Raw genomic sequence first — 12,441 nt, 5'->3', positions numbered from 1 at the left:
TCTTGACGCCGGCGGCGAAGCTATTTGATACTGTTCGAGGATAGACAAGGTTTCGCACGCGGGAGAGTTAAGCCCTGCCGTCCGCTAAGTGCTATCTTGGGGGTAGATTCAGCGGACGGCAGGAACTCGCCCCTTCGCATTGGATTTGCATTCGGCCAGTCAAAGAGGGGCTAGGCTGGACCGTTGCCTTTTTTGCGAAGAGGGCTGAATGGAGCCACGAACTTTTCAACGAAGTTGTTGCTTGCAGCAGATACTCCGGCATCAATGGCACGCTCCGTGAGTGGTGATTTCAGCGTTGCATCACAGATAGCCGCTCGTTCCGCCGTTAGATCGTGGCCCCGCACCTCGCTCGAAATTAGAATAAGATGTACCTCAGGAGCGCAGTTCCTCAGCCTTAGGCAAAGATCCACTGTATCTTCGAGATCGCCCATCGCGTCAGAGTCCACGAAGCACAAGCTTGTCTCATCAAGCAAACTTTGGATGACATTCCAGTTTGCCTCTCCCGGTGACAGCGTAACAAGAGCTTCGCGGTTTTGATTTGCCCAGCTTGAGATGTCCGGAAAGTTGTCAAGGCCTGGCCCACCGAAGTAGGCAACGGCTGTGTCAGCCGTCCAAAATGATCTTTGGCTCGCGTGCCGCTTGGGATCAAACAACTTGTCGGACAAAGACACGCTTGGCGAAGGTTTGACAAATGTCTCTTCGGCGTCGTTGTCGGACCTGTCACCGATTGAAGCATCACAAAGGTTGGCACCAAGGCGTTTGGCCAATTTTTCATCATAATGAATTTTTTGTGAAGCGATGACGCGCCGCCGGGGTCCATCATGACCGTTGCCGCCGACCATGCACAAACTTCCGCGGTCCGTCGACGCGCGTCTGTCACCGGAAAGGTTCTGACGAGAGGCAACTGAAGAGTCGTCAACCGCTCCCGCTCTGTATGCGATCAGCAGAGACGTGGCCAAAGCGCCGACTGCCCCAAACGCCATGTACAGAGGAAAGGCAATCCAAAAGGGCTTGGAATACACGAATACACCGATAAACAGCCACAAGACCATCGCCGTGAACCCGACAACTACACCAATGAAACAGATCGCGACAAATGCTCCGTCTGCTGGGGGTTCATCATGCTCGACCATCGCGTCACGTCCTAAATCCGGTTTTCGCTGTCAAGACGATTTATCGACTGGACGACAGCGTATTGCATTACTCTGACAATCCTTCAAAAAAAGTCAATATGATTATTTTAAAATCCACACCCGTTTGTGCAGTCGACGAACCAGAGCCTAACAACCGCAGATGTGGCGCCAGTCACGCATGATTGAAACAATTCTGGACAGCGCCGTCGCGTTTGTCATGACAACGGATGGCGCCTAGTCGCGAAAAGCTCGATCTTTGACGCGCACGACAGGCTGAAAGATATAGTCTAGGACTGACTTCTGACCCGAAACCAACTCGACTTCTGCCACCATGCCAGGAACAATCGGCAGCGGTTGATCGGCTGCGTCTTTCAATTGGTTTTTCGTCGATACATCCACGACGAATACACTCTCGTCGCGTTCAGGATGTATTGAAGGCCCTGCGCTAATCCTATCCACTTGCCCCTCAAGTGCTCCGTATCTCGAGAAATCGTAAGCCGTGATCTTTACGTTCACGCGCTGCCCGACGTGCAAGAAGGCGATATCAGATGGCTGCACGTATGCCTGAACCAACAGGCTGTCTTCGATCGGGACAATTTCGAGAAGTTCTGCGCCTGCGGCCACGATGCCACCGTGCGGGGAAACGAACACCTGGTTGATTATTCCCGGTATAGGCGACCGGATCTCGGTTTCACGCAATCTCTGTTCGAGGATGGCAAACATCGGGTTGAGACCAGCCAGTTCGCTCGTTGTGCGGTTCAGGTCTTCCAGTGCTTCCGACTGGTACCGCACGTCCATGGCAGCGATCCTCTGATCAATCTCCTCGATCCGCGCCCTTTCTTGCACCACTTGTGACGAAGCTTGAGCGAGCCGCCCCTCCCACTCACTCATTTGAATCTGAAGCTGCAAAAGCGATGTTTGTGGCTCAAGACCGCTTTCAACCAATGGCTCAATGGTGCGAAGTTGCTGATTGACCAAACGCATTGTGTTCCGCGCTGAAAAAAGAAGATTTTCCGCTTCCTCCAAGGCCTCCAGTTGCAGTAACCGCTGGACACCGAGCACATCGATCTCTGCGGCGAGTTCAATCTGTCTGGCATCGTAGAGGGCGCGTTCCGAGGCAATCAATTCTGGTGCGTATCGCTCAAGCTCTTCGGGGAAAACCAGGTCGCGTCGTTCAACTTCACTCCGCAATCGAACAAGGCGCGCTCTGAGTGCAAAGGCCTGTTGACGCTCTTGATCCAAGTGTCCCGCAAACTGAGTTTGGTCCATCTTCATGAGCAGAACATCGGTTTCGACCAAATCGCCCTCGCGTACCAGAACAGCGTTCACCGCGCCGCCGTCCGGTGCCTGAACAACCTGGAGAGTGCTGCTTGGAACTACCCGACCGTCTGTTCGCGTGACATCGTCAATTTCCGTTCTTGCCGCCCAAAAAAAGGCGAAGACGAAGAAAAGCAGGATGGAAAACAAAAGTACGGAACCGCGAAAACTGCGATTGTACCGCCTCTGTTTCATAAGGTTTATGAACGTGTCGTCACCCCGCATTTGACAACACAACAGGTCCATTCCTCGAGCGCATTTTCTGGCGCAACAAAGCTTCCTTCGGGCCATCAAAGACTATATGCCCGTTTTCAAGAACAAGCACGCGGTCGACCGCTTCCAACATGGCGGTTCGGTGTGTCACCAGGACCAGCGTGCAATCTGCTGCAGTATCGGCAAGGCGAGAGATAAAAGTGGCCTCAGACTGAACGTCCATGGCGCTTGTCGGCTCATCCAAGAACAGGATTGGCTTGCGTCCCACAAGCGCGCGCGCCAATGCGATGGACTGACGCTGCCCGCCAGAAAGCTTATCCCCACGTTCGGAAATCCGCAGGTCGAAACCAAGCGGATGACGCGATACAAAGTCGCTCACCCCAGCTTGTCTTGCTGCTTCGAGTATCGCGTCATCGCTGGCACGAATGGCCCCGACGGCGATGTTTTCCCTGACTGTACCACTGAACAGCCAGATGTCTTGCAAGAGTGATCCAATACCGTTTCGGAGGTCGTGCGGCGCGATATGTGTAACATCCGTGTCATCAATCAGAACCTGACCTTCATCCGCTGAATAAAGACCGGTGATCAGTCGTCCAATTGTGCTCTTGCCGGACCCCACCTTACCCATGATGGCAATCTTCTCACCGGCTTCGATCTGAAACGACAACTTGTTCAGGCTGGGTATTTTTTCCTCCGGATAGCGAAACAAGACGTCGCGAAACTCGATCTTGCCTGCAAGACGCGGACGAGAAAGCCAGTTCCGCGCGGGATGGTTTTCGGTGGGTTGCTGCATCAGCTCATTTATGGAGCGGAAGGATGCCTTGGCTTGACTGAAACGCGACATGATTTGAGCGAGCTGGGCGAGCGGTGCAAGCGTGCGACCTGTCAGGATTACGCACGCTATGAGCGCACCCATGCTCACTTCACCGGCGGTGATGAGAAAGACGCCATAAAACACGATCAAGACTTGCGCTGCTTGCTGAGCGAACGCCGTTGCGTTCAACGCAAACTGGGAAACAGCACGGGATTTGGAAGAGTAACCAGACTGATGGGTCAGTGCTCGATCCCATCGCTGTCGCATAACTGCCGCCGCACCTACCGTTTTGATTGTCTCCAAACCGGACACAGTTTCAACCAAAACCGATTGTTTTGTTTGGTTCTCCGAATGGCTCCGATCCGCCATTCGGCTCATGACGGGTTGCACGGCAACCCCGATGACCAAGACAAGCGGCACAGCAATCGCCGGAACCAGCGCAAGTGGTCCACCGACCAGACTGATGACGAAAATGAACAGGGCGATGAACGGTAAGTCTATGACGCCAACAAGTGTGGCGGATGTCGTGAATTCGCGCAGCGTTTCGAATTCACGCATCGCATTGGCTATCGCCCCGGTCGATCCACGCTTGGCGCGCATCTGCATGTCCAAAAGTTGCTCGAAGATCAGGCGACCGATCACGAGATCCGCCTTTTGCCCTGCACGATCGATAAAGCCCGCGCGCAGAGACTTTATGGAGAAGTCAAAGAGTAACGCAACACCGATACCGACCGTGAGCGCTATGAGCGAGTCAAACGCCTCATTTGGCAAAACTCGGTCGTAGACGACCATAATGAAGATGGACGTGGCTAACCCAAGCACGTTTGAGATAGCCGCTGCCATTAGCACTTGAGTATAAGCCCATTTGTTATCAAAAATGGTTGACCAAAACCAATGAAACGCTCGGTCGCTAACGCTTTCGACGTTGTTGACGCCATTGCGTCGCCTAAGAAACAGGACGTTGTTCCCATAAGCGGATGCAAGACGCTCACGTGTGACAAGGCCCGCTTCGCTATCCGAAATTGTCGGGTCCAATACGACAAAGTCATCCTTGCGAAGGTCTGTTACCAGAACCGCTCGGCCGGACTGGCCGAACAGGACTGCCGGGAACAGATCCTTGTCCAAGCGTTCTGGCGCCAACTCGCCAAGGCCTGCGACAAACCCCAATCGTTCTGCCAAATCGACTATGTCTTCCAACGTAAATTCGGGATTCAAACCGGCACGATACGCGTGAACTGACGCTGGCGACAAGGATTGGCCAAACTCCCGAGCCGCTGCCACAAGGCAGTTCACCAGTGAATCTGCGTCCAGAAGCGTTATGGCTTTCTTCTTGGATTGCGGCTCTGACACTGACATGATTTTGCCTTCGCTAGCTTATTGATCAATGGACAGTGGTGGCCCGACGGTCAGATCATTTCCGTTCAGAACTGCCGAATACGGATCGTAGTCGATCCCAAACACAGGGGCCAAATCGCCGGTGAGTGTCAGTATCTCAAGTTCGATTTCCACCTGCCGAGCCCGCGCGGTCACTTCGTTGGACAAGGCCTGGCTAAGATCTCGCTGTGCATCGAGGATTTCAACTATGCTGCGACGACCGATTGCGAATTGCTCCCGAACAACGTCGAGGTTTTCCCTGTTTGAACGGGCGGCGGTAGCTGAAGCATCAACTTCTACCCGTGCCGCTTCGCGGTTTGCCAGCGCGGTTTCAAGCGATTGACCAAGTTGAAGTTCCGCTTCTTCGACGACAGCTCGTGCCGAAGAAATGCCACTCTGCGCTTCACGTTCTCGCGCACTCTGCTGCCCGCCTGTCGAAAAATCATGCTCGACCGAAAACCCGATAGAAACATCATGGTCTGGCCCCCCTCCCAAGATGCCGTCCCGGGAACCCGTCAAATCCACAAAAACCTCTGGGTAGCGCTGCGACACAACCACGTCCCGTTGACTGATTGCGCGCGACAACTGCAATCGAACCATCGTGAGCTGGCTGCTTTGCGGAACTTTTTTTCGCGCGGCATCAGCACTTAAGTGGGGCAACGTCGGCGGGAAGGCAATTGTCGCCGGCGCGGGCCCAATCAACACTGTGAAGTTCGCCACGGCTTGCCCGACTGCAGCCTGCGTCCGGGCCAACCTGACGTTGGCATCGGCCAAACGGCTGCGGGCTGGCAGCACGTCGCTTGGAGCAACAACACCACCGGACGCACGCGCTTGGGTGCGATCAAGGAACTCTTGATGGGCACTGACGTCCTCTTTCGCCAAGCGCTCTAGCTGTGTCTGTTGCCACAGGTTCAACCACGCTAACACCATTTGCTGTGAAAGGCTGGACAGCAGGCCATCCAACGCAAAACTTTGCCGAAGCTGATTGATACGCGCCTGAGCGATCTGTCTTTTTGTTGTCGCCCCGTCAAAGACAAGCTGCCGCGCAGTCAGAGATACACCTGCGACAGCTTCGTCATCGCCGCCAACCAAAGTTTGCCCTGCATCAAGCTCTGAAATCAGTTGTGGACGCAAATTTCCAACGACCGCATCCATCTGCGCGACGGCTGACTGTATTCCGGCCTGCTGGCCGGAAAGTGAGGGAAAGCTCAGTACCGCATCACGGATCGTCTGGCGGAACGCGCTGTTTTGAAACGACACACTCATCGGAACATCCGCCGCCGGCCTGGACACCCCTGACGCAGGTTCGACACCAATATCCGCTACGATTTGTTCCGCTGCGGCCAAACCTTGATCGTAAGTCGACTGGCACGCGGCAAGTAAAACGATCAAAGGCAACATCAGTCTGGAGATCGTCATCATTTCAGCTCTCCAACTCCAGCGCATCGCCAAGCGCAGAGAGAAACCCGCTGACATCTTTCGGAGCGGTGATATGTCCACGGCCCGCGGCCGCGCGGTTGGCTTCGGCAGCATGTAATCGGTTCACCTGCGCCAGCGAAATGGCGTGCGCTTGAAGCAGCCCATGCACCGATACATCTTTCGAAATAAACTCCTGTATTTCTTTGTTTTCATGTACCTTTTTGAAGTCCACAATGAAAAGCTGGTTGCGGTCGTTTCGTGTGAAAGTTCGGTGTTCGTAGGGTTTCAGAAGCCCCATTCGTGCGACCTTCATCACCAGCCGCTGCGTCTTTTCTGTTTCTTCCTCAAGCTGCTTCAAGAAACGAAAAACCTGTCTGATCGGGGGCGTCAGGTTTCCGGTTTCGGTCAGAAACGGCAGATTTTCGGACGCGCCATTGGAGTGCTTCAGAACGGCGTCGTTTCGAACCGATATTATCGCCGCATAGCCGCGCCCCATCAGATAGAAGGGATCGCTGCGCATTCGGGCGGGAACATAGGTACCTTTCCAAACGCCATCCGGTGAGACAAAGGCATTGCCCGTCCCTGACAGCGAGAACAGCGCATAAGGTATGTATTCATCGCCGGTGCGCTGGAAAAGAAACGGAGCAAAGCTCGCAACCAATCCCGCTTCCGCCGCGACAATCGCTTTGCCCAGATCATCTTTTGCAAAGCTGTAATCCTTAAACCTTTGCCAACACATGCCTTGCAGATGAGCATCAACGGGCACTAACTTTTCAAATGGCATCAATATGCGTCCTTCAAACCGGGCCAAGCACACATGTGCTTGGCCCTTGCCGCAGTTCGATTAGGTGTTGGCTGCTACTGAACTGAAGTCGAAAAGGTTATCAGCTGTCAGGTCTTGGGTTGCGACGTTTTCCAGATAGGCCAAATCCACGACCCGATCGGCATCGGGTGCGCTTTCGTCAAGATCGACGCCGAACACGAGCGTATCGTCACCGTTCGAAACCGCCATAACAACCAAACCGTCGTCGCCGCCCTCCAAAGCGTCTGCGGCCGTCAGTAGTTCGGACAATTCATCGGCTTGAAGACCCGAACTTGCGATCTCTTCGTATGATGATGTGATTGCCAACTCGGTCGTGAATATGACGAAACCGGTATCGGCCCCAAGGGCAGCGCCTTCTGCAAGGGTTTCCACGCCCTGACCGCGCGGACCGCTTTCGATTCCGTCTTCGTACCGGAATGCCAGTATGTCGCTTCCTTCGGCTGAGCCCGCTGTGAAATTCAAGATTTGATTGTAACCGTCGCTCGCCCCATCCAAAGTCAAAAGAACGAAGTCCGAACCACCGGCCGACAGATCGATTACGGTTTCAGATGGATTGTCGACGATGACATCGGCCCCATCCGTTCCAACAACAACTGCTAGATCCTCTTTGGTATCGGTTTCGACGGTTTGGACAATTGTCGCATCCTGAAGCTCGCCTGGGATTGCGACGGGGTCTTCCCGCGCGAAGTATACCAGCACCTGATCTGTTCCGGTCACATAGTCGTTGTTGCTGAGCGTGACGTTAGAGTTGTCGTGATCACCGCTGATCCCAATGGCTTCTTCATTGCCGTCAAACGTCGAGTTTGTAATGTTCAGTGCCGCCGGGTCATCCGTGCCAATACCCGCCGTGTTCCCGGCAATGTACGCACCATCAATGTTCAGTGTTGCGCCTGGGTTCAGATAGGACCCCGATTGCAAATTGGTCAGTGAGCCACCGCTGACGTTAATGATTGGGTCAGCTCCAGACTGGTTGATGATGCCGCGCGACGTTGAACTGCCCCCACCATCAATATCCACGTTCGTGACATTGAGCGTAAGATCAGTGCCATTGAGGTAGATACCGTAGTTCGTGCCAGCCATATCGATGTCCAGTCCGGTGACACTGACAACACTTTCGGATGCGCCGGTTTCAGCACGCAAGCCGCCTTCAAGAACCGCGCCATCCTCGGCAAAGATGGTGATCGAGCCGTCGATTACGACGCTTTGGTTCTCGGTGTAGGTTCCGCTACCAACGACGACATAGGCACCCTCCCCCGCGGCAGCAAGCGCTTCGGAAAAGTCTGTAAAGGGCTGGATTCCCAGAACACCATCATCTGCGTCAGCGACTGTATCGCCGTTCAGGACATAGATTTCGCCTTCGTCAACGTCAAAGTCGCTGCGCGCGTGCCCGTTTGCGAGATCCCAGATTTGGGTGGCAAGCAGGTCGCTGCTCGAACCGTCAACATAACTCAATGTGCCGCCATCAAGCTGTGGGTCAAGCGCGACTGAATCGTCGTAGTCCTGCGTGGGTGCGTCGGCAGGCGGAAACAAACTGGATTCGACGAGCGAATAGGTTTCTCCCCCGTCATCAGACGTAAAGAGATCCACGGTTTGCCCAGCCGCCAGTTCTGGGTCCAGACCTAAAAACAGGTTCGTTTCAGCATCGACTGATCCAGCCGCAATGACGCTGCCGTCGATTTGGAGCAGGAATTGGAGATCACCGTCCGTGCCATTGCCGATTTGGTAAAGCCACCCACCCCAGTCAGGGTCCACTTGTATACCTGTTTCATCCTGATCGTTCACAAAGGTGACTGCCGAACTCGTCAGCAGTCCTCCATCATCGGCTGCCTCACCAAAAACACGCACATCGGCAAGCGAACCATCGTGGTAAGGTCGATCCCCGAACTCCAGTCCGGCGTCGTTACGATTGTCACTGTCGAGCGCATTCGAATTCAGCCTGCTCAACACCGCGCTATCGTTGATGTTTCCGAGCAGATTGTCGTGCAACGATTGTTGTCTTTCAGCGTAGTTCGGTTCGCCTGATACCTTGGTTTGGACGACATCAAGGATCGGCGCGCCGCCGTCCAAAAGGTACTGCGCATACAGATTGCCAAGCTCGATGTTTGCCGCATTGATTTCAGGCGTACCGCCCGGCAGCACATCGTAATATGCGTTGTCTCCATAGCTCCACAGCAGCTTGAAAGTGTCTTCGATACTGCCCGCATCAAGCACGTTGAACAGGCCAATTGGACCGCTGGAGCCGTTCACCGAAATCCCCGAGAGGTCGATTTCGGGCACAAGAGACTGGTTATCAAGGCTGAGATCAGCATAGTCCACATCGACAATAATAGATGCGTCTTCTGCGACATCGATAGCCAGGGCGTTGGCCTGCGCAGCGTTCACCGTCAGTTCGAACTGCGAGACTTCGGTCGCGTCAATCTGCGTGGCAATTCCTGACAGATCGACGCTCGCGTCAAAGGCACCCACCAACTTGACCGTACCTTCGCCGGTTATGACCAGGCCATCCGCCTGAGCCATGGTCAGAGCAAACTCGACACCCGAAGTCACCTCATAGCTGTCCAGCGTGAAATTGATCTCCACACCGAAAACGGAAAGATCTGTGTCGGAGCCAATAACATCGGTGTCAAACGTCACGGCACCGTCAACGACATCAATCGCCTCATCTGCTGCCTGTTCGATGTCTTCCTGCGTGATCGCTTCAGATACCGTTCCGTCTTCGACCTCGTCGGCAATCTGGCCAACCACCACCTGTTGCACATCCGCAATTTCATCAATGTCACTGTCGTCGATTGCATTGTTGGCGTTTGCGAGCGTTCCAGCAACGGCCGCCAGGTCGCTGTTGCCTTGCTCGCCATCCAGCGCATCCGTCATAACATCTTCAATGATTGCTTCATCATTGAGCGGTTCTTCGTCGTCTTCCGCATCGACAATTGCCTGGGCAAGAGCTTCGACAACAGATGCTTCGTCCGCACCGTTCGCAACGCCTACTGAGACGATGTTTGCGACCTTGGCACCGGCGGCAAATAACTCTTGGTTTTCATCGGCTACTGGGTCTGCGTTCAGAAGATCTGTATCTTCGGGCAGGCCGAGCGCGGCATTGACGGTTGCGATCGCGCTTTCAATCGAAGTCTCACCGGTATCATCTGCCTCGATGATCTCTTGAACAAGCGTGGTCACCGGAGAAACCACCGTTGAACCCGCAGGCGCTTTCAGTGTTCCTTCAAAGATCAACCCAGTCGAAACGTCTGTCCCGCCCACCGCGACAATTGGAATGCTCGTATCGCCACCGAGAGAGAAGTTGCCCTGTTGATCGGTGGTTGTCGACGTCTCACCATCATCGAAGACGCCATTGCCGTTTGCATCTCTGAACACGGTTGCGCCCGAGATGTAACCATCAAGAACGACGCCCGTCGTGGTCGCTGCCGCAGCCGCGGCACCACCACCTCCGCCCAGGCCCCCTGCGACACCAACTGCGCCTACCACGCCGGCCAATGCGCCGGGTCCGGCTGCCGCTGCTCCGCCCACTGAAGCTTCGGCACCGGGCAGAAGACTGGCATCGATGACATACTGACCGTCCGCGGACACTGTATAAGATTCCTCTGGCACGACCACAGTGGATCCATCTTCAAACGTGACGAGTAATGTGCCGTCCGGTTGAACGACTGCCGATACAATGCCATCGCCAGCCTCGCTTTGCGCCATCGCCGCGCTGGCAAATACGGGCAGGATCAGCAAGCTCCAGATGCCACCGTTGCGGGCGCGCCGACGTTGTTCTCTTGCCCATTTCTTCAAGAACCGGACTCGCGCGGTTTTTTGGGTTGGTATTTCCAATTCGCGCGCATTCGCGCAGGTCGACGCTACTCCAAGCGTATCTATGTCGGTCGAAACGACAATCGCTCCCAACTGATGCTCGCCCAAGGTAGCGGCACATGCCATGATCGAGCGCTGCTCGGTTGGGATGTTCAATGATTTTCCACGATGCGGCTTGTTCATGAGGGCCCCTGTCTCATCTGCTTAAAATTATCATTTTGATATTTTAAGAATATAAATTCGTCAACTTTTTTATCAATTTGATAATTTTTAACTCATTTGCATAGCATTGTGTTAAGTGGCACTCAGCGATCACCCCACAAACCACTCATGTCGACTTTTTTGACCTTTGGTTTAGTCGGCAGACAAGCCTTGTGCTCGATTGTGCAGCTTTCACGCGTTACGCTGAACGGCTCCGTCGCTTGCAAACGACAACCAATGATCCGCCAACGTCTGTCCAGAAGGGCGGACTGGCACCAGCCGAACAGTGTTGTAGCGGACGAAAGCCCGCTCAGATTTCCCGGCGCACGCCAGCAGTACGCAGACGGCGCTCTTTGAACCTGACCGCAAACACCAGAGCGACCAGAACAAATGCAGATCCTGCAATGTCTCCCAGAACAAACAACGCGAGAAAAAGTCCGGCCTCCTGCAGCGAAAGGTTTTGCGCATACAGAATCAGAAACACAGCCGCCAGCATCACTGATGACAGCACCACAATCACAATCAGAAAGCGCCACGTATGCAATGAGCGACACTTCGAAGGATCGAGACCAATACGCGCCAGGCAACTCCGCACAACAGGTGCCGAAATCAAGTAAGCTGCCAGTTTCATGAACTGCATCTGATCGAATGGCTGCCCGACGATGGCGTACTGCAACAGTGCTGTCGGCATGATGTATAGCACGGCCCACCACCCGTACATCCAAGCAGCCAGCGCCTTTATCACCGTCGGCAAGAAAAGGAGCGCAGGAACCAGGAACAGTTTCTCACCTAACCAACCTCCCAAGAGTGCTGATTGCAGTGGAACGACAACAAACCAGGTTAAGAAAACAGCGACTCCATGAAGGACGGTGAATTCGCACGTCCGTCGATAGTGGTCAGCACAATTGGTCCAGCCCATTCGGGTCCAGCCCATTCCGTTACCCATAATTTTTCCCCAACTAGTCTAAAAAATTCATAATGATTTTTTTTAACGGAGAGTTGTTGGCACTGCAAGGCTATGCACATGGCGGAGAAAGTGAAGACTCTCCACTCGCGGTTTTCGCCAGTATCCACGACTTGATGGTGTTTCAAGCCCTGCAAGCAACGCCATAATTCTCATTCTACAGAGTTAATTAACTAGTACGCGGACTTGTTTCGACGCTGAAAAGGTTCCGGCTCAACTAACCCTACGTAAGTTCGCGGACCGCATGAAGGGCACCGGGCACATCGTTACATCATTCATCAAACAATCTGACTACACTTGTACAAAACAGTCGATTCGACCACTTTACGACACCGCGCATTACACGCCGTTGAAACCAAAGAGGGTCACTCGT

The 12,441-nt window shown here is 54.1% G+C and carries 7 protein-coding genes; all 7 read right to left on the bottom strand.

What is annotated here, in order from left to right; genetic code table 11:
• Positions 1–170: 170 nt before the first annotated feature.
• The 7 genes from Q1A51_RS05455 to Q1A51_RS05425 all read right to left on the bottom strand — a co-directional run bounded on the left by Q1A51_RS05455 (position 171) and on the right by Q1A51_RS05425 (position 12,038).
• Positions 171–1,133: a hypothetical protein gene (locus Q1A51_RS05455; protein ID WP_299599054.1), complete on the bottom strand. Its 963-nt coding sequence runs from the start codon at positions 1,131–1,133 to the stop codon at positions 171–173.
• Positions 1,134–1,367: 234 nt separating this feature from the next.
• Entirely contained in the window at positions 1,368–2,675 is a 1,308-nt protein-coding gene (locus Q1A51_RS05450) for an HlyD family type I secretion periplasmic adaptor subunit (protein WP_299599057.1), read from the bottom strand.
• A complete protein-coding gene (locus tag Q1A51_RS05445) occupies positions 2,665–4,833 on the bottom strand; it encodes a type I secretion system permease/ATPase (RefSeq protein WP_299599060.1) in 2,169 nt (722 codons plus the stop codon). Before Q1A51_RS05445 ends, Q1A51_RS05450 begins: the two co-directional genes overlap by 11 nt.
• An 18-nt stretch (positions 4,834–4,851) precedes the next feature.
• Complete coding sequence (locus Q1A51_RS05440) at positions 4,852–6,273, bottom strand: TolC family protein (protein ID WP_299599064.1); 1,422 nt, start codon at positions 6,271–6,273, stop codon at positions 4,852–4,854.
• A gap of 1 nt (position 6,274) precedes the next feature.
• Positions 6,275–7,054, bottom strand: a complete 780-nt coding sequence (locus Q1A51_RS05435; RefSeq protein WP_299599068.1) for a SapC family protein — start codon at positions 7,052–7,054, stop codon at positions 6,275–6,277.
• A 60-nt stretch (positions 7,055–7,114) separates the two neighbouring features.
• Complete coding sequence (locus Q1A51_RS05430) at positions 7,115–11,086, bottom strand: hypothetical protein (protein WP_299599073.1); 3,972 nt, start codon at positions 11,084–11,086, stop codon at positions 7,115–7,117.
• Positions 11,087–11,414: 328 nt separating this feature from the next.
• The gene (locus tag Q1A51_RS05425) at positions 11,415–12,038 is read right to left on the bottom strand and encodes a hypothetical protein (RefSeq protein ID WP_299599076.1); all 624 of its coding nucleotides are present in this window, start codon (positions 12,036–12,038) and stop codon (positions 11,415–11,417) included.
• Positions 12,039–12,441 lie beyond the last annotated feature (403 nt).

The sequence above is a fragment of the uncultured Tateyamaria sp. genome (assembly GCF_947496075.1).
Taxonomy (GTDB): domain Bacteria; phylum Pseudomonadota; class Alphaproteobacteria; order Rhodobacterales; family Rhodobacteraceae; genus Tateyamaria.
This window is presented reverse-complemented; position numbering and strand designations above follow the sequence as displayed.

Excerpts from the sequence above, each read along its gene's own strand:
- Q1A51_RS05455 (WP_299599054.1), bottom strand. The coding sequence starts at position 1,133 with ATGGTCGAGCATGATGAACCCCCAGCAGACGGAGCATTTGTCGCGATC.
- Q1A51_RS05450 (WP_299599057.1), bottom strand. The coding sequence starts at position 2,675 with ATGCGGGGTGACGACACGTTCATAAACCTTATGAAACAGAGGCGGTAC.
- Q1A51_RS05445 (WP_299599060.1), bottom strand. The coding sequence starts at position 4,833 with ATGTCAGTGTCAGAGCCGCAATCCAAGAAGAAAGCCATAACGCTTCTG.
- Q1A51_RS05440 (WP_299599064.1), bottom strand. The coding sequence starts at position 6,273 with ATGATGACGATCTCCAGACTGATGTTGCCTTTGATCGTTTTACTTGCC.
- Q1A51_RS05435 (WP_299599068.1), bottom strand. The coding sequence starts at position 7,054 with ATGCCATTTGAAAAGTTAGTGCCCGTTGATGCTCATCTGCAAGGCATG.
- Q1A51_RS05430 (WP_299599073.1), bottom strand. The coding sequence starts at position 11,086 with ATGAACAAGCCGCATCGTGGAAAATCATTGAACATCCCAACCGAGCAG.
- Q1A51_RS05425 (WP_299599076.1), bottom strand. The coding sequence starts at position 12,038 with ATGGGCTGGACCCGAATGGGCTGGACCAATTGTGCTGACCACTATCGA.